General features: G+C 65.8%; 17 protein-coding genes. 13 read left to right on the forward strand and 4 right to left on the reverse strand.

Annotation, left to right across the window (positions count from 1 at the left end):
• Window positions 1-33: 33 nt before the first annotated feature.
• Together C8N34_RS13655 and C8N34_RS13660 are read right to left on the reverse strand one after the other, a co-directional pair.
• Window positions 34-1179 carry a benzoate/H(+) symporter BenE family transporter gene (locus tag C8N34_RS13655; protein WP_108129284.1) on the reverse strand — a complete coding sequence of 382 codons (1146 nt, stop codon included), beginning with the start codon at window positions 1177-1179 and terminating at the stop codon, window positions 34-36.
• Between the two features lie 557 nt (window positions 1180-1736).
• On the reverse strand, window positions 1737-1952 hold the full coding sequence (locus tag C8N34_RS13660) for a YjiS-like domain-containing protein (protein WP_054302233.1): 216 nt from the start codon (window positions 1950-1952) through the stop codon (window positions 1737-1739).
• 266 nt (window positions 1953-2218) lie between these two features.
• Between C8N34_RS13660 and C8N34_RS13665 the strand changes: the two genes are divergently transcribed.
• The 9 genes from C8N34_RS13665 (at window position 2219) to C8N34_RS13705 (ending at window position 12450) form a co-directional block, all read left to right on the forward strand.
• Complete coding sequence (locus tag C8N34_RS13665; RefSeq protein WP_108129285.1) at window positions 2219-3295, forward strand: Mrp/NBP35 family ATP-binding protein; 1077 nt, start codon at window positions 2219-2221, stop codon at window positions 3293-3295.
• Window positions 3296-4095: 800 nt separating this feature from the next.
• A complete protein-coding gene (gene mraZ, locus C8N34_RS13670; protein WP_054302231.1) occupies window positions 4096-4623 on the forward strand; it encodes a division/cell wall cluster transcriptional repressor MraZ in 528 nt (175 codons plus the stop codon).
• 3 nt (window positions 4624-4626) lie between these two features.
• Window positions 4627-5607, forward strand: a complete 981-nt coding sequence (gene rsmH / locus C8N34_RS13675; protein WP_108129286.1) for a 16S rRNA (cytosine(1402)-N(4))-methyltransferase RsmH — start codon at window positions 4627-4629, stop codon at window positions 5605-5607.
• On the forward strand, window positions 5607-5960 hold the full coding sequence (ftsL, locus tag C8N34_RS13680; protein WP_108129287.1) for a cell division protein FtsL: 354 nt from the start codon (window positions 5607-5609) through the stop codon (window positions 5958-5960). Before rsmH ends, ftsL begins: the two co-directional genes overlap by 1 nt.
• Window positions 5957-7747, forward strand: coding sequence for a peptidoglycan D,D-transpeptidase FtsI family protein (locus C8N34_RS13685; protein ID WP_054302228.1), 1791 nt, complete (start codon window positions 5957-5959; stop codon window positions 7745-7747). Before ftsL ends, C8N34_RS13685 begins: the two co-directional genes overlap by 4 nt.
• 15 nt (window positions 7748-7762) lie before the next feature.
• Window positions 7763-9244, forward strand: a complete 1482-nt coding sequence (locus C8N34_RS13690) for a UDP-N-acetylmuramoyl-L-alanyl-D-glutamate--2,6-diaminopimelate ligase (RefSeq protein ID WP_108129288.1) — start codon at window positions 7763-7765, stop codon at window positions 9242-9244.
• Window positions 9244-10686 (forward strand): UDP-N-acetylmuramoyl-tripeptide--D-alanyl-D-alanine ligase, encoded by a 1443-nt coding sequence (locus C8N34_RS13695; protein ID WP_108129289.1) that lies wholly within the window; start codon window positions 9244-9246, stop codon window positions 10684-10686. Before C8N34_RS13690 ends, C8N34_RS13695 begins: the two co-directional genes overlap by 1 nt.
• Window positions 10686-11768 (forward strand): phospho-N-acetylmuramoyl-pentapeptide-transferase, encoded by a 1083-nt coding sequence (mraY, locus tag C8N34_RS13700; protein ID WP_054302225.1) that lies wholly within the window; start codon window positions 10686-10688, stop codon window positions 11766-11768. The genes C8N34_RS13695 and mraY overlap by 1 nt, the downstream gene beginning before the upstream one ends.
• Window positions 11769-11772: 4 nt before the next feature.
• Window positions 11773-12450: a DUF2161 family putative PD-(D/E)XK-type phosphodiesterase gene (locus C8N34_RS13705; RefSeq protein ID WP_108129290.1), complete on the forward strand. Its 678-nt coding sequence runs from the start codon at window positions 11773-11775 to the stop codon at window positions 12448-12450.
• 137 nt (window positions 12451-12587) lie between these two features.
• Here C8N34_RS13705 and murD read toward each other — a convergent pair whose 3' ends face one another.
• Window positions 12588-13994: a UDP-N-acetylmuramoyl-L-alanine--D-glutamate ligase gene (gene murD / locus C8N34_RS13710; RefSeq protein WP_108129409.1), complete on the reverse strand. Its 1407-nt coding sequence runs from the start codon at window positions 13992-13994 to the stop codon at window positions 12588-12590.
• A gap of 235 nt (window positions 13995-14229) precedes the next feature.
• Here murD and C8N34_RS13715 point away from each other — a divergent pair, with 235 nt between their 5' ends.
• From C8N34_RS13715 to C8N34_RS13730, 4 genes are read left to right on the forward strand one after another with little or no spacing between them, the layout of a single operon-like run.
• Window positions 14230-15396, forward strand: coding sequence for a peptidoglycan glycosyltransferase FtsW (locus C8N34_RS13715; protein ID WP_054302222.1), 1167 nt, complete (start codon window positions 14230-14232; stop codon window positions 15394-15396).
• A gap of 1 nt (window position 15397) precedes the next feature.
• Complete coding sequence (locus C8N34_RS13720; protein WP_108129291.1) at window positions 15398-16495, forward strand: UDP-N-acetylglucosamine--N-acetylmuramyl-(pentapeptide) pyrophosphoryl-undecaprenol N-acetylglucosamine transferase; 1098 nt, start codon at window positions 15398-15400, stop codon at window positions 16493-16495.
• A 3-nt stretch (window positions 16496-16498) separates the two neighbouring features.
• Window positions 16499-17911 (forward strand): UDP-N-acetylmuramate--L-alanine ligase, encoded by a 1413-nt coding sequence (murC, locus tag C8N34_RS13725; protein ID WP_054302221.1) that lies wholly within the window; start codon window positions 16499-16501, stop codon window positions 17909-17911.
• Complete coding sequence (locus C8N34_RS13730) at window positions 17908-18153, forward strand: DUF2484 family protein (RefSeq protein WP_108129292.1); 246 nt, start codon at window positions 17908-17910, stop codon at window positions 18151-18153. The genes murC and C8N34_RS13730 overlap by 4 nt, the downstream gene beginning before the upstream one ends.
• Here the strand turns inward: C8N34_RS13730 and C8N34_RS13735 are convergent.
• Window positions 18150-18626: an Lrp/AsnC family transcriptional regulator gene (locus tag C8N34_RS13735; RefSeq protein ID WP_422387665.1), complete on the reverse strand. Its 477-nt coding sequence runs from the start codon at window positions 18624-18626 to the stop codon at window positions 18150-18152. The two genes, C8N34_RS13730 and C8N34_RS13735, sit on opposite strands and share 4 nt — an antisense overlap.
• Between the last annotated feature and the right edge of the window lie 98 nt (window positions 18627-18724).

Raw genomic sequence — 18724 nt, forward strand, 5'->3', positions numbered from 1 at the left:
GGAGGCCGCAGGCCAAGGGGGCACGAGCGCCCCCTAGCGCGGTTTCAGCCGCTCCAGCGCATGAAAGGCCAGCCCTGCCATCAGCCCCCAGAAGGCAGCGCCGATCCCCAGCACCGCCGCACCCGAAGCGGTGACCGCCAGCGTGATCGCGGCGGCGAAGCGGGTTTCGGGCGGTGTGAAGGCATGCGTCGCCGCGCCCATGAGCGGCCCCAGCAACGCCAGCGCCACGATGGCGGTGATCAGCTCGGTCGGCAGTGCCGACAGCAGCGACAGAATCGGCTGGGTCAGCAGTCCCAGCAGCACCCAGAACCCGGCATAGACCAGCCCGACAATCCAGCGGCGATTGCGGTCAGGATGCACGTCGTCGCCCAGACAGATTGCGGCGGTGATTGCGGCCATGGAAATCGTATGCGCGCCAAACAGCCCGATCACGGCGGAGATCCCGCCCGTTGTCACCAGCCCCGCGCGCACCGGCGGCTCGTATCCGGCGGCACGCAGCGTGGCAAAGCCAGGCAGGTTCTGCGAGGCCATCGTGACCAGGTAGAGCGGCAGGCCAAGCCCGATCAAGGTGCCGGGATCGAAGGCGGGGGCGATGAAGGTCAGGCTCGGCAGGGGCAGGCTCAGCGCGGGCAGGCTAGCGATGCCGCTGATGAAGGCCGCACCGATGCCCAGAATCAGCGCCACCAGCACCGCAAGCGCCGGATTGCGCAGCCGCACCAGCGCGAAGACGGCGATCACCGGCAAGACCAGCACAGGCACCGCCTGCGCCGCCGCCGGCAGCTTCATGCAAAAGGGCAGCAGCACGCCCGCCAGCATCCCGCCGGCAATGCCGTCGGGGATGCGCTGCGCCAGCCGGCCAAGCGGCTGGATCAACCCGGTTGCCAGCACCAGAAGCCCGGCCAGCACGAAGGCCCCCGCTGCCTGCGCCATGCCGATGCCCTCGGTCGCGGCGATCAGCGCGGCGCCGGGGGTGGACCAGGCCAGCACGACGGGGATGCGATTCGACCAGCTCAGCCAGGCGGAGCCGACAGCCTTGCCAATGCAGATGGCCAGCACCCAGCTTGCGGTTTGTGCGGGCGTAGCACCAAGTGCCGCCGCGGCCGCCAGAACCAGCGCGATGGTAGAGCCATAGCCAACCAGCGCGGCGACAAGGGCGGCGGAAAAGACGGAAATCGGCAAGGGCGCATCCTCTGGCTGCAATCCGCCGGACCATGAGCGCGGGCGCGGGGCGATGCAAGAGGGCGCAGGGAGGTGGGGCCCGAAAACGGAAACGGCGACACCCAGGGAGGAGGAGGGGTGTCGCCGTCCGTTTTCAACATCCGCCCAGGGAGGAGGAGGGGCGGCTGCTATGGTTGCGACACCCCAGGGAGGAGGAGGGGGCGCCGCATTTTCCATGGCCCAGGGAGGAGGAGGGGCCAGGAACCTGTTGGGCCTTTCGGCCCGAAAGAGTTGCGACAACCCCAGGGAGGAGGAGGGGGCTGTCGCCGATCCCACGGCCAAGGGAGGAGGAGGGGCCAGGGAACCGTTCCGGGCATGTAAGGCCCGTATGGCTTGCGGCAATCCCAGGGAGGAGAGGGGATCGCCGCTCTTGCGACTGGCCCAGGGAGGAGGAGGGGCCGCGCAAACTCTGGAAGCCGTGGCTTCCGGTAGAGAGATGCGGCGACATCTAGGGAGGAGGAGCGATGTCGCCGCTTTTGCATCAGGTTCCGGGAGGAGGTGGAACCCGGCAAAGAAACTTATTTGCCGTAGGCAGCTTCCTGCGCCAGACGGGTGATCATCGAGCGATGGATGCCCAGATCGGCCAGTTCACGGCCCGACAGGGCGTTCAGCTCGCGCAGGGTCTGGCGATAGATCGCCCGCCGCGCCTGCATCTTGCGGAACCCGTCCACCAGACCCATGATGCGGTCGGCAACGCTGATATGTGCGACGCGGGTGGTGTTTACATAAGCCATTTCAGTCAGCCTCAAGTCTCGGTTTAGCGCTCACATCTTCGGGTCTGTCGATCCGTCTTCTGCGCTGTTGAAGCCAAGATGGGGCAAATGCTGCAACTGCACAATCCCGCTTCGCCGCATTGCAGCTATGCGGCTTCCGCATGGCTGACGCGAGGAAAATCTTGATCATTTCCAAGCGCATCGCCAGTTTTTTGAGCAAATGGTAAACGGGTCTTGCACTTTGACGTAACGTGAACAAGGCTCTGCGCGCAAGACAGGAGGTCCGCATGGCGGTTACACGCGAAGAGGTTCAGGCCGTTCTGGCGCGGGTTGCGCTGCCCGGTGGCGGCGATCTGCTGAGCCGGGATTTGATTCGGGCGCTGCGGGTCGATGGCGACAGCGTGGCCTTCGTGATCGAGGCGCCCAGCCCGGCCGAGGCGCAGGCGCTGGCGCCGGTGCAGGCCGCTGCCGAAGCGGCGCTGCGGGCGCTGCCGGGTCTGCGCAATGTTCAGGTCGTGATGACGGCCCATGGCCCCGCAGCCAAGGCGGCCCCGCCGCAGGGGCTCAAGATCGGTGGCCATGCCGCGCCGCATCAGGGCGGGCCGAAGCGGGTCAGCGGGATTGACCGGATCGTGGCCATCGGATCGGGCAAAGGGGGCGTCGGGAAATCCACCGTCTCGTCGAACCTCGCGGTGGCGCTGGCCCGGCAGGGCCGACGGGTTGGTCTGCTGGATGCCGATATATATGGCCCCAGCCAGCCGCGCATGATGGGGGTGAACAAGCGCCCCGCCAGCCCTGACGGCAAAACCATCATCCCGCTTCAGGCGCATGGTGTCACCGTCATGTCCATCGGCTTCATGCTGAAAGAGGACGAGGCGGTGATTTGGCGTGGCCCGATGCTGATGGGGGCGCTGCAACAGTTGATCGAGCAGGTCGCCTGGGGCGATCTGGATATCCTGCTGATCGACCTGCCGCCTGGAACGGGGGATATCCAGCTGACGCTGAGCCAGCGTTTCGCGCTGACCGGAGCGGTCGTGGTCTCTACCCCGCAGGATGTGGCGATGCTGGATGCGCGCAAGGCGCTTGACATGTTCGGCAAGCTGAAAGTGTCGGTGCTGGGTCTGATCGAGAACATGTCCACCTATGTCTGCCCCAATTGCGGGCATGAGGCGCATCTGTTCGGTCATGGCGGCGTGGCGACCGAGGCGGCAAAACTCGGCGTGCCCTTCCTTGGCGAATTGCCGCTTGATCTGGACACGCGGCTGGCGGGAGATGCGGGCAGGCCGATCGCCGCCGGGCAGGGGTCGATGGCCGAGGCCTATGCCCGGCTTGCCCGCCGCCTGATCGACGGCGGCATGGCCTGAGCGCTTTCCCATGTGATCCCGAACGCCCGCCTTTTGGCGGGCGTTTTCGTTTTCGCGGGCTGAGCGGGATTTTCCGGGCCAGCATGGCAGGGCACGGGCGGGAAAGCATGGGGCTGCCGGGAAATCATGGGAATGGTCCTCCTGAAATCATGGAATCCCATGGGATCGAACCGGGACTCACGCGGAATCGCGCATGCTCACGAATCACTGAGGCGTGATTCATCCCCGAGTCGGGGGTGAATGGGGCGATTCCGGGGATGAAATGTGCCTTTCGGGTCATTTGTGGCGGTGCCATGCGATCCCATGAGGCGGAAGATCCCTGTGCGTGGCGAAAAAAACACGCCGCTATATCTAGTGGGCGCTTGTTGCAGGTTTCGCCACAATTAGCCGAAAATCCGCGCTCTTTCCTACCAGATACTGTGCGGCAAGGCGCGCCGTCTCAACATCTTCCGGCTGCATCCCGAAAAATCCCATTGATTACCATGTAGTCCCATGGCATCCCTTGGCTATCGAATGACGGCGGAAATGAAAAAGCACGGGGCAGCAAGACCCCAAAGGCGAAAAGCAGGTTTCATACAGGCACCTCCGTCATTCGACCATACGACCGGCGCGCGGGCGAGCAGACATCTCCCCCAGGTGGCGCGTGCAGCCGGGCCGACCCAGCGATGGGACAGACGGCGGATCGGGCAGTGGCAGCCGCCCGATCCGCCGCTTTCGTTTCTGGGTCTCGACTTTGAATCATGCCGGAGAGGGGATTCCGGCGCAACGAAAATAACAGGACCGGGCAGGGACAGCAGACCGTGTCGGAAAGCTTCAGAGGCGAGTTCAACCAGAAGGTTGACGGAAAGGCGCGGGTCTCGATCCCTGCATCGTTCCGGCGTGTCCTCGAAGCAGGTGATCCTTCCTTCGATGGCAGCCGCCCGAAATTCGTTCTGGTCTATGGCCGCCCCGGCGCGGAATTCATCGAAGGTTACACGATGGCGCAGATGGCGCGGCTTGAAGCCCGCATCCGGCGCATGCAGATCGGCTCCAAGCCCCGCCGCGCGCTGGAGCGTAACTTCATCACCCTCTCGCAGCAGGTTGAAATCGACGACGATGGCCGGATCGTGCTGCCGCCCAAGGCGCGCGACAAGATCGGTCTGGATGCCGATATGCTGAAGGATGGCGCGGAGGCGACCTTTGCGGGCACGCTGGATACCTTCCAGATCTGGCGCCGCGATTCCTACGATGCGCTGAATGCCGCGGCCGAGGAAGACGACGATCTGGACGATCTGATCCCTGAGGGCGCCGACATGCTAGCGCTGCTGTCCGACGAGCCGGAGGAATAGCCGGTGGAGACGCGCGCACCGCATATCCCGGTGCTTCTGCGGCCGCTGCTGGATGCCTGCGCCCCGGTTTCGGGCCGCTGGCTGGATGGCACGTTCGGGGCAGGGGGCTACACGCGCGGTCTGCTGGCCGCCGGGGCCGATCATGTGACGGGGGTCGACCGTGACCCGCTGGCGCTGCAAATGGCCGCTGCCTGGGCCGGTGACTATGGTGACCGGCTGAGCCTCGTGGCCGGAAATTTCTCGCAACTGGATGAATATGCACAGGATCTGGACGGCATCGTGCTGGATCTGGGTGTGTCTTCCATGCAGCTTGATCAGGCCGAGCGCGGCTTTTCCTTCCAGAAGGATGGCCCGCTGGACATGCGGATGAGCCAGGATGGCCTCTCTGCCGCCGATCTGGTGAACGAGGCGGATGAGGCAGTGCTGGCCGACATCCTTTATCATTACGGCGAGGAACGCGCCTCGCGTCGCATCGCGCGCGCCATCAGCGAGGCGCGCAAGGTCGAACCGATCACCCGCACCCTGCAACTGGCCGAAATCGTCGCGCGCTGCCTGCCGCGCCCGAAACCGGGACAAAGCCATCCCGCGACGCGCAGCTTTCAGGCCATCCGCATCGCGGTGAATGCTGAGTTCGACTCGCTGGCCGAGGGGCTGGCGGCGGCGGAACGCGCGCTGCGCCCCGGCGGGCTGCTGGCCGTGGTCACCTTCCACAGCCTTGAGGACCGGATCGTGAAACGGTTCTTCCAGAGCCGCAGCACGGAATCGCAGGGCAACCGCTATGCCCCTGCTGCGCAGACCCTGACACCCAGCTTCGCCATGGTGACCCGCAAGGCGGTGGGGCCGGATGATGTGGAACTGGCGGAAAATCCGCGCGCGCGCTCAGCCCGGCTGCGGGTCGGTCGCCGGACCGCGGCGGCCGCGCACCGGCTTGACCCCGCGGCGATGGATGTGCCGCTGCTGCCCCGCAAAGGAGGACGCCGCTGATGCGTGCCCTTGTCTATCTGCTGACCTTCGCGGCTGTCATCGGGCTGGGTTTCTGGGCCTACAAGGAAAACTACGCAACGCAACAGGCACTGAAGGATGTATCGCGGCTGAACTCGGAAATCGCGGACCTGCGCGAAGCGCTGTCAATCCAGCGTGCCGAATGGGCCTATCTGAACCGCCCCGACCGGCTGCGCGAATTGTCGACCATCAACTTCGACCGGCTGCGCCTTCTGCCGATGGAGCCGGAGCAATTCGGCCTTGCCAGTGAAGTGGCCTATCCGGCGCCCGTTGTGTCGCTGCCCGATGTGAATGCGCCCGTCGATATCTCCGGCGAACAGGAGCAGAACCCATGACCCGCACGCCGCTGCGCCCTCTGGCCCGCATCCTTTCCGCCCGTGCCGCCGGGGAAAACCCCGACAGTATCGAACGCGAGAACCTGCGCGCCCGGCACGAGGTCATGCGTGAGAAATCGCGCAAGCGCTCCGAGGGGCGTTTGCTGATTCTGGGCCTGTCGTTCTTCATGGCGTTCACGGTGGTCGGCGCCCGCATGGGCCTGCTGGCGGCGTCCGAACCGATGGAGCCACGTTCAGCCGCACCCGGCGCCGCGATTCTGGCGCAGCGGGCGGATATTACCGACCGCAATGGCCGGGTGATGGCGACCAATCTGGTAACGCATGCGCTTTATGCTCAGCCCAAGGACATGGTGGACCCGGAACGCGTGGCGCGCGAACTGGCGGTCATCTTCCCCGATCTGAAGGAAGAAGACCTGCACCGCCGCCTGACCGATGGTCGCAGCTTCCTGTGGATCAAGAAAAAGCTCAGCCCCGAACAGATGCAGAAAGTGCACGAGATCGGCGATCCGGGCCTGCTGTTCGGCCCGCGCGAGATGCGGCTTTATCCCAACGGGCGGTTGGCCGCGCATGTGCTGGGCGGCGCGTCCTTCGGCACCGAGGGGGTGAACAGCGCCGAGGTGATCGGGACGGCGGGGCTGGAGAAATTCCTCGACGACCGGCTGCGCGATCCGGCGCAGACGGCAGAGCCGTTGCAACTGTCGCTGGATCTCACGCTGCAATCGGCGGTGACCGAGGTTCTGGACACCGGCATGAAGATGATGAACGCCAAGGGTGCTGCCGCCGTGCTGATGGATGTGCGCACGGGCGAAATCCTCAGCCTCGTCTCGCTGCCCGATTTCGACCCGAACGACCGCCCGAATCCGCTGGTGAAGGGCGATCCGGGCGACAGCCCCCTGTTCAACCGGGCGGTGCAGGGCGTCTACGAGCTTGGCTCTACCTTCAAGATTTTCGCGGTGGCTCAGGCGCTTGAGCTGGGTCTGGTGAAGCCCGACACGCTGGTCGACGCCAATGCGCCGATGGTGTGGGGCAAGTTCCGTATCAAGGAATTCCGTAACCACAACTATGGGCCTTATCTCTCGGTGGCCGATGTCATCGCCAAATCGTCGAACGTCGGCACGGCGCATGTGGCGCTGATGGTGGGGGGGCTGAAACAGCAGGCGTTCCTCAAGACGCTGGGCTTCTTCGAGCCGACCCCGATCGAGATGGTCGAGGCGAAAAGCTCGCGTCCGCTGGTGCAGAAGAACTGGTCCGATATCGTGACGATCACGGTCTCCTACGGGCATGGCCTGTCCGCCAGCCCGATGCATCTTGCCGCCGCCTATTCCGCCATTGCCAATGGTGGAGTCGCGGTGCCGCCGACGCTGCTGCGGCGCAAGACCGTGCCGGAAGGCACGCGCGTGATGTCGGAACGGGTGGCGCGGCAGGCGGTCGACATGCTGGCAGGCGTGGTCGAACACGGCACCGCCTCTTATGCCAAGCTGGAGGGCTATGCAATTGCCGGCAAGACCGGCACGGCCGACAAGCCGAAGCCCACCGGCGGCTATTACAAGGACAAGGTGATCAACACCTTTGCCAGCATGTTCCCGGCGGACAATCCGCGCTATGTGCTGATCGTGACGCTGGACGAGCCGGTGGATACCTCCGGCTCCGAGCCACGCCGCACCGCCGGTTATACCGCCGTGCCGGTGGCAGCCGAGGTGGTGCGTCGCGTCGCACCGCTTCTGGGCATCAGGCCGAAGATTGAACTCCCCCCGGCGAATGCGCTAACAGCCGTCGTCCATAACTGAGACGAGGGCTGTCCCATGACAGAGCGCAGGGCGACACTGGCGGAACTGGGCTTGACCGCCAAGGGCGGGCAGGAGGCGCGGGTGACCGGGCTTGCGGTGGACAGCCGGGCGGTGAAGCCCGGCTTTCTGTTCGCGGCCCTGCCGGGCAGCCGGATGCACGGGGCGGAGTTTGTGGAATACGCGTTGCGCATGGGGGCGGCGGCTGTGCTGACCGATGCCGAGGGCGCGCGGATCGCGGCGCCTGCGCTGGCCGGGGCGAAAGTGGCGCTGGTGGTGGTGGCCGATCCGCGTCAGGCGCTGGCACTGGCGGCGGCGCTGTGGTTCTGCGCGCAGCCGGAAACCATGGTGGCGGTGACCGGCACCAACGGCAAAACCTCGGTCGCGACCTTCACCCGGCAGATCTGGATGGCCCTGGGCCATGCCGCCATCAACATCGGCACCACCGGGGTTGAAGGCGCCTGGGCCGCGCCCTCTGCCCATACCACGCCGGACCCGATTACGCTGCATTCCATGCTGGCTGCGGCGGCGGAAGCAGGTGTGACCCATGCCGCGATGGAAGCATCGAGCCACGGGCTTGACCAGTTCCGCATGGATGGCGTGCGGCTGAAGGCCGGGGGCTTTACCAATTTCACGCAGGACCATCTGGATTATCACGGCACGTTCGACGCCTATTTCGCCGCCAAGGCCGGGTTGTTCGACCGGGTGCTGCCGCCCGATGCGACGGCGGTGATCAACATGAATGACGCCCGCGGCGCCGATATGGCGGCCATTGCGGAGGCCAAGGGCCAGCGGCTCCTGACTGTGGGGCATGATGCCGGATGCGATCTGTGCATCGCCGGGCAGCGGTTCGATGCGACCGGGCAGGATGTGCGCTATCTCTGGCAGGGTCAGCCGCATCAGATCCGCCTGAACCTCATCGGCGGTTTCCAGGCCGAGAATGTGGCGCTGGCCGCCGGTCTGGTGATCGGTGCGGGTGAGGCGCCGGGCGATGTGTTCCGCGTGCTGCCGCACCTGACCGGCGTGCGCGGGCGGATGCAGCTTGCGGCCACGCGGGCCAATGGCGCTTCGGTTTTCGTCGACTACGCCCATACGCCCGATGCGCTGGCGACTGCGCTGAAGGCATTGCGTCCGCATGTCATGGGACGGCTGATCGTTGTTTTCGGTGCCGGCGGCGACCGCGACCGGGGCAAGCGCCCGCTGATGGGTGCTGCGGCGCGCGAGGCGGCAGATGTTCTTTTTGTGACAGACGACAACCCCAGAAGCGAGGAGCCGGCGGATATTCGTGCAGCAATTCTGCAAGCCTGCCCGGAGGCGAACGAGGTCGGTGACCGCGCCGAAGCCATCCTGCGCGGCGTCGATGCGCTTCAACCGGGTGACGCCCTGCTGATCGCGGGGAAGGGGCACGAGACAGGCCAGGTCATCAAGGGTGACGTCTATCCTTTCGATGATGTCGAACAGGCGTCGATCGCCGTCGCCGCGCTGGACGGGATGATCTGATGGCCGCGCTCTGGACCTCTGCTGACGCCATTGCCGCCACCGGGGGCAGCTCGCCCTGCGACTGGGCGGCGAATGGTGTTTCCATCGACACCCGCAGCCTTCAGCCGGGTGATCTGTTCGTGGCGCTGAAGGACGTGCGCGACGGCCATGATTTCGTGGCGCAGGCTTTGGCGCAGGGGGCGGCTGCCGCGCTGGTCAGCCGCATCCCTGACGGGGTGGCGCCGGATGCGCCGCTGCTGCTGGTCCCCGATGTGCTGAAGGGGCTGGAGGCGCTGGGCCGTGCCGCCCGCGCGCGGACGGCGGCGAAGGTTGTGGGCATCACCGGCTCGGTCGGCAAGACCTCCACCAAGGAAATGCTGCGGGCCACGCTGACCGGGCAGGGGCGCGTGCATGCCGCCGAAGCCAGCTACAACAATCACTGGGGCGTGCCGCTGACACTGGCGCGGATGCCCGCAGACACAGATTTTGCCATTATCGAGATCGGGATGAACCACCCCGGCGAAATCGCGCCTCTGGCACGGATGGCCGATCTGGACGTGGCCGTGATCACCACCGTCGCGCCGGCCCATCTGTTTGCCTTCGACGGGCTGGACGGGATCGCGCAGGAAAAGGCCGCGATCCTTGACGGGTTGCGCCCCGGAGGTATCGCGATCCTGCCTGCGGGCCTGAGCGTGTCGGACATTCTCATGTCCAGGGCTGCCGAAACCGGCGCCCGTGCCATCACCTTCGCGGAAACGGCTGCCGACTGGCGGATTGACCGTGCCGACTGGGGCGCGGAGGCCAGCGCCGTGCAGGCCATCACCCCCGCCGGTCCGCGCCTGTTCCGCGTGCAATCGCCGGGGCGCCATTTTGCCGTCAATGCGCTGGCCGTTCTGGCTGCCGCCGAGGCGCTGGGCGCCGATCCCGCATTGTCGGCGCAGGGCCTTGGCCGCTGGTTGCCCCCGGCAGGCCGGGGCCAGCGCGAGCGTATCACCACCGATCCGGTCGCCGATGAAGGGTTCGACCTGATCGATGACGCCTTCAACGCCAACCCGGCCTCGATGGCCGCCAGCCTTGATGTGCTGTCGATCCTGCGCCCCGAGGATAATGTGGGCCGCATCCGTCAGGGCCGCCGCGTCGCCATTCTGGGCGACATGCTGGAACTTGGCCCGACCGAGCTGGCCCTGCATGCCGAAATCGCCAGCCACCCGGCTCTGGCGAGCCTTACCACCGTTCATTGCGTCGGCCCGCGCATGAAGGCGCTGCATGCGGTGCTGCCGCAGGCATTGCGCGGCGAATGCGTTGAAACGGCAGCCGAACTGCTGCCGCGCCTGCGCGCGCTGGTTGATGCCGGTGACATCGTGCTGGTGAAAGGCTCCAAAGGCATCAAGGTCAGCCTGCTGGTCGAGGCGCTGCGCAAACTGGGGCAGCCGCGCCCCCAAGACGACAAGGGAACAGAGTAATGCTGTATCTTCTCACCGAGTTTTCGGACGGGGGCGACCTGTTCAACCTGTTCCGCTACATCACCTTCCGCGCGGGCGCGGCCTTTGCCACGGCGCTGATCTTCGGCTTCCTGTTCGGCCGTCCGCTGATCAACCTGTTGCGACGCAAGCAGGGCAAGGGCCAGCCGATCCGGGATGATGGCCCGGCCTCGCATTTCTCCAAGGCGGGCACGCCGACGATGGGGGGCTTGCTGATCCTGTCGGCGCTGATGGTTTCGACCCTGCTCTGGGCGCGGCTTGACAACCCCTATGTCTGGATCGTGCTTCTGGTGACGCTGGGCTTTGGCCTGATCGGCTTTGCCGACGATTATGCTAAGGTTACCAAGCAGAACACCAAGGGCGTCTCGGGCCGCGTGCGCATGGCGCTGGGTCTGCTGATCGCCGCGCTGGCCGCTTATGCCGCCGCGCGCTTCCACCCGGAGGCGCTGACCAATCAGCTTGCGCTGCCGCTGTTCAAGAACGCGCTTCTGAACCTTGGCTGGTTCTTTGTGCCCTTCGGCATGATCGTGATTGTCGGCGCCGCCAATGCGGTGAACCTGACCGATGGTCTGGACGGCCTTGCCATCATGCCGGTGATGATCGCGGGTGGTGCGCTCGGCGTCATTTCCTACGTCGTCGGCAACTTCAACTTTACCGAATATCTGGGCGTCCACTTCGTGCCGGGCACCGGGGAGCTGCTGATCTTTGCCGCCGCGCTGATCGGCGGAGGGTTGGGTTTCCTGTGGTACAATGCGCCGCCGGCGGCGGTGTTCATGGGCGATACCGGCAGCCTCGCGCTGGGTGGCGCCCTGGGCGCGATTGCTGTCTGCACCAAGCACGAGATCGTGCTGGCCATCGTCGGCGGACTCTTCGTGGTCGAGGCGCTGAGCGTTATCATCCAGGTGCTTTACTTCAAACGCACCGGGCGACGGGTGTTCCTGATGGCGCCGATTCACCACCATTTCGAAAAGAAGGGCTGGGCTGAGCCGCAGATCGTGATCAGGTTCTGGATCATCTCGCTGATCCTCGCGCTGATCGGTCTGGCCACGCTGAAGGTGCGCTGATCCGGTGGCGGCACGCAAGCGCGAGGCCGAGCTGTATCCGGCGCTGAAGCTCTGGCTGGAAGGGCAGGGCTATGAGGTGAAGGCCGAAGTTGGCCATTGCGATATCCTTGCCCGCCGGGGCGAGGAGGCGCCGGTGGTGGTGGAGATGAAGACCGGCTTCACGATGTCTCTGGTGCTGCAAGGCGTGCGACGGCTGAGCCTTTTTGACACCGTTTATCTCGCCGTGCCCGCGCCCGGTCCGCGTGGCTGGCCCGCGCGTTACCGCGACATCCTCGCCCTCTGCCGCCGCCTCGGTCTTGGTCTTCTGGCGGTAGAGCAGATCGGCAAGGTGCAGGCCCATCTCGACCCCGGCCCCTACCGTCCCCGGCCACAGAAGCAACGCGCCGGTCGGTTGTTGCGCGAATTCGACCGACGGGTAGGCGACCCCAATACCGGCGGCACGCCGGGCGGGGCGCGGATGACCGCCTATCGGCAGGATGCCCTGCGCCTTGCCCGCGCGCTGGCGACCGGCCCCGCCGCGCCGAAAGCGCTCGCCACCGCCACCGGCGTTGCCCGCGCGGGCGAGATGCTGCGGGCCGATCACTATGGCTGGTTCGAACGCGCCGCGCGCGGGATCTATGGGCTGACCCCGAAAGGTGCCGCCGCGCTGGAGGACCATGCCGGGGCGCTGGCGGATCTCTAGCAAGGTCAGGGGCGCTGCCCCTCCGGGCCTGCGGCCCGTTCACCCCGGGATATTTATTGCCAAGATGAACGCCCTTGCCATTCATCTTGGTCCAAATATCCCGGGGGAGCGCCAAGGGCGCGGGGGCAGAGCCCCCCTTACGACAGCAGCGCCTGGACCTGAGCGGTGAAATCCTCGCCGCGTTTTTCGAAGTTCGGATACTGGTCAAAGCTGGCGGCAGCGGGGGCAAGCAGCACCACATCGCCCGGCTCGGCCTCTTCTGCCGCGCGGGCGACGGCGCGGGCCATCGTCTCGCAGATCTCATGCGGGGTGTTGCCGATCTGTAGCGCGAAGTCGCGGGCCGAATGGCCGATCAGATAGGCTTTCATCACCGATCCGAGGAAGGGCTCCAGCGCCGCGATGCCGCCATCCTTGCCCATGCCTCCGGCGATCCAGCGGATCTTCGGAAAAGCCTGAAGCGCTTTTGCGGCACTGTCGACATTGGTGGCTTTGCTGTCATTCACGAAGCGGACGCCATTCCTTTCGCCGACCAGCTGGCTGCGATGCGGCAGGCCGCCGAAGGATTGCAGCGCCTGTTCAATCAGCTTGGGTGCGAGCCCCAGCGCACGGCAGGCGGCATAGGCGGCGCAGGCATTCTGGTGGTTATGGGCACCGGGCAGCCCCGAAATCTCGCGCAAGTCGATGGAGGCCATCTGCTTGCCGCGCCGCCATTCGGCAAGGAAACCCTTGCGGGCAAAGACCGACCAGCCAAAGCCTTCGAGCTTCGTGCCGGAGGAGACGCGGATCACCCGGTCATCCTCTGGTCCCTGCGCCATCTGGTTGGCAAGGAAACGCCCCTCGGTCTCATCCACGCCCACGATGCAGCGATCCGGGCCGCCTTCCGCGAACAACCGGCGTTTGGCGGCGAAATAGCCGCCCATGCCGTTGTGACGGTCCAGATGATCGGGCGAGAGGTTGGTGAACACCGCCACATCGGGCGTCAAGGCGCGGGCAAGATCAGTCTGGTAGCTGGACAGTTCCAGAACGATGACCTCGCCATCCTGCGGCGGGTCGATGTCCAGCACGCCGCGGCCGATATTGCCCGCCATCTGCGTCGGCCGGCCGGCGACTTGCAGGATATGGTGGATCAGCGCCGTGGTGGTGGATTTGCCGTTCGATCCGGTAACGCAGACGACGCGCGGGGCAGTATCGAACTTCGCCCAGTCGGCTGCACCGAGGCTTTGGAAGAACAGGCCGATGTCATTGTCGACCGGCACGCCAAGGTCGAGCGCGCGGGCGATCACTTTGTTCGGCTGCGGGTAAAGATGCGGGATGCCGGGCGACGTGATCAGGCAGGCCACGCCATCAAAGGCGCCCTGTTTCATCAGATCGGTGCATGCAAAGCCCTCGGCCTCGGCCTCGGCCTTGGCGCGCGCTTCTGGGCTGTCGTCCCACAGCACGGGCTCGGCCCCGCCTGCCTTCAGCGCGCGCGCGGTGGCAAGGCCGGATCGCCCCAGCCCCAGAACCGCCACCTTGCGACCCGCATAACCCTGAACCGGAATCATCCCGCACCCCGCCGTCATTTCGGCGCGCAGAATGGGCGAGGGGGGCGGCGCCTGCAAGCACTGGAATGGCCAGGCGGGTGCGTCTTTTCCGGCGTCCCGCGCACGGCAGCGTGATGCCGGGACAGCCCCATCTTGCATGCAATTCCACTGGCCTTGCGGGCGGAATCCCGTTAGGCTGATCCTCAAGCCGGGCAAACCGGCAGCTTTAGGCAAGCAGGCAAATCAGGCGGTTCCCATGACTGAGATGGTCTATGGTTCGATGCCCGTACGGGTCACCGAGCCGGTTCTCCCCCGTTGGTGGCGAACGCTCGACAAATGGACATTGGCGGCGGTGCTGATCCTGTTCGGCATCGGCATCCTGCTGGGGCTGGCTGCCTCTGTCCCCCTGGCGACGCGTAACGGGCTGGACCCGTTCCATTATGTGCAGCGGCAGGCGTTCTTTGGCGCGCTGGCGCTGGTGGCCATGCTGGGCACCTCGATGCTGCCGCCCGAGATGGTACGGCGGCTGGGGATCATCGGTTTTGCGCTGTCCTTCGTGGCGCTGGCGCTGCTGCCGGTCTTCGGCACCGATTTTGGCAAAGGCGCCGTGCGCTGGTTCTCGCTGGGCTTCGCTTCGTTCCAGCCCTCTGAGTTTCTGAAGCCGGGGTTCATCATCGTCACCGCCTGGCTGATGGCTGCCAGTCAGGAACTGAACGGCCCGCCGGGCAAGAGCATTTCCTTCGCCATTACCCTGCTGGTCGTGGGCTTTCTGGCGACCCAGCCCGACTTCGGTCAATCCATGCTGGTGCTGTTCGGCTGGGGTGTGGTCTATTTCGTGGCCGGGGCGCCGTTTCTGCTGATCTCGGTCGTCATCGCGCTCATCGCAGGCGGCGGGGTGGTCGCTTATGGCGCATCCGAGCACTTCGCCCGCCGGATCGACGGCTTTCTTGCCGCTGACATCGACCCGCGCTCGCAGTTGGGCTACGCGACCAACGCCATTCAGGAAGGCGGCTTCTTCGGCGTGGGGGTCGGTGGCGGTCAGGTGAAATGGACGCTGCCGGATGCCCATACCGATTTCATCATCGCTGTCGCGGCCGAGGAATATGGCCTGCTGCTGGTGCTGTGCATCCTTGCGCTTTATGGCACGGTCGTCGTGCGGTCGATGTTCCGCCTGATGAAAGAGCGTGATCCCTTCGTGCGGCTGGCCGGCGCCGGTTTGGCCTGCATCTTCGGCGTGCAGGCGATGATCAACATGGGCGTGGCGGTGCGTCTGCTGCCTGCCAAGGGCATGACGCTGCCGTTCGTCAGCTACGGTGGATCATCCGTCATCGCGGCGGGCATCACAGTCGGCATGTTGCTGGCGCTGACCCGGACCCGCCCGCAGAACGAGCTGCACGATCTGCTGTTCCGTCGGGGGCGCTGATATGGCAGGGCAGGCGCCACTTCTGCTGATCGCGGCCGGGGGCACCGGGGGGCATATGTTCCCCGCGCAGGCCCTGGCCGAGGCGATGATCGCGCGGGGCTGGCGGGTGAAGCTTTCGACCGATGCGCGCGGCGCCCGCTATGCTGGCGGCTTCCCGGCCGAGGTGGTGGTGGAGCAGGTAGCATCGGCCACCTTCGCGCGTGGCGGGTTGGCGGCGAAGGCACTGGTGCCCTTCCGCATCGCGGGGGGGATCGGCGCGGCGGTGCTGGCGCTGCTGCGCGACCGGCCTGAGGTCGTAGTGGGCTTCGGTGGCTATCCGTCGATACCGGCGCTGGCGGCGGCCACGCTGCTGCGGTTGCCGCGGATGATCCACGAACAGAATGGTGTGCTGGGCCGCGTCAATCAGGTCTTTGCCCGGCGGGTGAACCTTGTCGCCTGCGGCACCTGGCCCACAGCCCTGCCCGACGGGGTGGAGGGCATTCATACGGGCAATCCGGTGCGGCAGTCGGTGCTGGATCGCGCCGGTGCTCCCTATATTCCGCCCGGGGACTATCCGATGAGCCTTGTGGCCATTGGCGGCAGCCAGGGCGCGCGCATCCTGTCGGATGTGGTGCCCGCCGCCATTGCGGCCCTGCCGGAATCGGTGCTGCGCAATCTGCGGGTCGCCCATCAGGCCCGGGCCGAGGATATGGAGCGGGTGGCCGCAACCTATGAAGCGGCCGGGATCATGGCCGAGGTCGAACCCTTCTTCACCGACATTCCGCGCCGGCTGTCCGAGGCGCAATTGGTGGTATCGCGCTCGGGTGCTTCATCCATCGCCGATATCTCGGTGATCGGGCGGCCCTCCATCCTGATCCCTTTTGCCGCGGCCACCGCAGACCACCAGACCGCCAATGCGCGGGGGCTGGTTTCCGCCGAGGCAGCTATACTTATCCCTGAATCCGCCCTTGACCCCGCCACCCTGACCGCGCAAATGGCCGCCGTGCTGACGCAGCCGCAGGCGGCCGGGCGTATGGCCGCCAATGCCCTTGCGCAGGGCCGACCCGACGCCACCGAACGGCTGGTCGACCTGGTTCTGCGCCTTGCCCGGAAAGAGTGACCCATGAACGCGACCAAACTGCCCCTTGAACTGGGGCCCATCCACTTTATCGGCATCGGCGGCATCGGCATGTCGGGTATTGCCGAGGTGCTGATGACGCTGGGCTACCGCGTGCAGGGATCGGATGCGAAGGCCTCGAAAATCACCGACCGGCTGGTTGGCCTTGGCGCACGTTTCTTCGAAGGTCAGCGGGCCGAGAACATCGGCGATGAGGTCGGGGTGGTGGTGATCTCTTCCGCCATCAAGCCCGGCAATCCCGAGCTGGAAGAAGCCCGCCGCCGCAAGCTGCCGGTGGTTCGCCGGGCCGAGATGCTGGCCGAGCTGATGCGGATGCGGTCGAACATTGCCGTGGCAGGCACGCATGGCAAGACCACGACCACGACCATGGTGGCAACACTGCTGGACAAGGGCGGCTTTGACCCGACCGTCATCAATGGCGGCGTGATCCATGCCTATGGCTCCAACGCCCGCGCGGGCGCCGGGGAATGGATGGTGGTCGAGGCCGATGAAAGCGACGGCAGCTTCAACCGCCTGCCCGCGACCATCGCCATCGTCACCAATATCGACCCCGAGCATATGGAGCACTGGGGCAGCTTCGATGCGCTGCGCAAGGGCTTCCTCGACTTTGTGTCGAACATCCCCTTCTATGGCCTGGCAGTCTGCTGTACCGATCACCCCGAGGTGCAGGCGCTGGTGGGCCGTGTCACTGACCGCCGGGTGGTGACTTTTGGCTTCAACGCGCAGGCGGATGTGCGCGCGGTGAACCTGAAGTTCGATAACGGCAAAGCCTTCTTCGATATCCTGCTTCAGAATGAAGGCGAAGGTTCGAAAATCGAAGGCTGCACCCTGCCCATGCCGGGCGATCACAACGTCTCGAACGCGCTTTCCGCTGTCGCCGTGGCCCGCCATCTGGGGATGAAGAAGGATGAGATCCGCGAGGCGCTGGCCAATTTCGCGGGCGTCAACCGCCGCTTCACCCGCGTGGGCGAAGTGAATGGCGTGACCATCATCGACGATTACGGCCACCACCCGGTCGAGATTGCCGCCGTGCTGCGTGCCGCGCGTCAGGCGACGAAGGGCCGGGTCATCGCCGTGCATCAGCCGCACCGTTTCTCGCGCCTGTCCTCGCTGTTCGATGATTTCTGCACCTGTTTCAACGAAGCCGATGTGGTGGCGATTGCCGAGGTCTATGCTGCGGGGGAAGAGCCCATCCCCGGCGCCAGCCGCGACGATCTGGTCTCCGGCCTGATCGCCCATGGCCACCGCCACGCCCGTGCGCTGATCGACGAATCCGATCTGGCGCGGCTGGTGCGCGAACAGGCGCGGCCGGGTGACATGGTGGTCTGCCTCGGTGCGGGCACCATTTCGGCCTGGGCGAATGCGCTGCCGACCCGCCTGGCGGAGCGCGCGGCATGAGCGTTTCGCTGGCCCTTGCCTGTATCTGGGTGGTGCTGGCCTCGGCCGTGGCCATGGGGCCGCGCCGGTTCCACTGGCCTGCCGCGCTGATGCTGGCGGCCAGCGGCATTCCCCTGCTGGGGTGGGTCACCTGGGAAAACGGCGCCTACTGGGGCCTTGGTTGCCTGATCGGCGGCGCCTCGATCCTGCGCTGGCCGCTGATCCATGTGGCGCGGCGCATCGCCGGGCGCGCCACGCCTTAGACCAGTTCTTTTACCGCCTCCATCGCGACATAGGTGGAGGTCGCCGCGACATGGGGCAGGGCGCTGATCCGTTCCGCCAGAACGCGGCGGTAATCCTGAATATCCGCCGTCCGCACCTTCAGCAGATAATCGAAACGCGACGCGATCATGTGGCACTGCTCCACCTCGGGGATCAGCCGCACCGCCTTGTTGAAGGCTTGCAGTGCCATTTCGCGTGTATCCGACAGCCGCACTTCGACAAAGGCGACATGGGCAAGGCCCATGGCGATCGGGTCCAGCATGGCGCGGTAGCCCGCGATGACGCCGCCTTCCTCCAGTCGTTTCAGCCGCGTCTGCGTCGGGCTTTTCGACAGGCCGATGCGGCGGGCAAGCTCGGTGGCGGTGATCCGGCCTTCCGCCGCCAGAACCCGCAGAATCGCCTTGTCGTAGGAATCCAGCTCCATCAGCGCGTTTGACATCGAAAGACCTTTCATCTTCGGGCGATCCGCCTGCATGTCGCCATATCATCGGGAAAATCGCCTGCGCAATCCACTGTATTCTTCCAGGAACTGACAGCGGATTTCCACGAGGT

Origin of the sequence: Gemmobacter caeni, from assembly GCF_003054195.1 — a bacterium.
GTDB classification, from domain to species: Bacteria; Pseudomonadota; Alphaproteobacteria; order Rhodobacterales; family Rhodobacteraceae; genus Gemmobacter; species Gemmobacter caeni.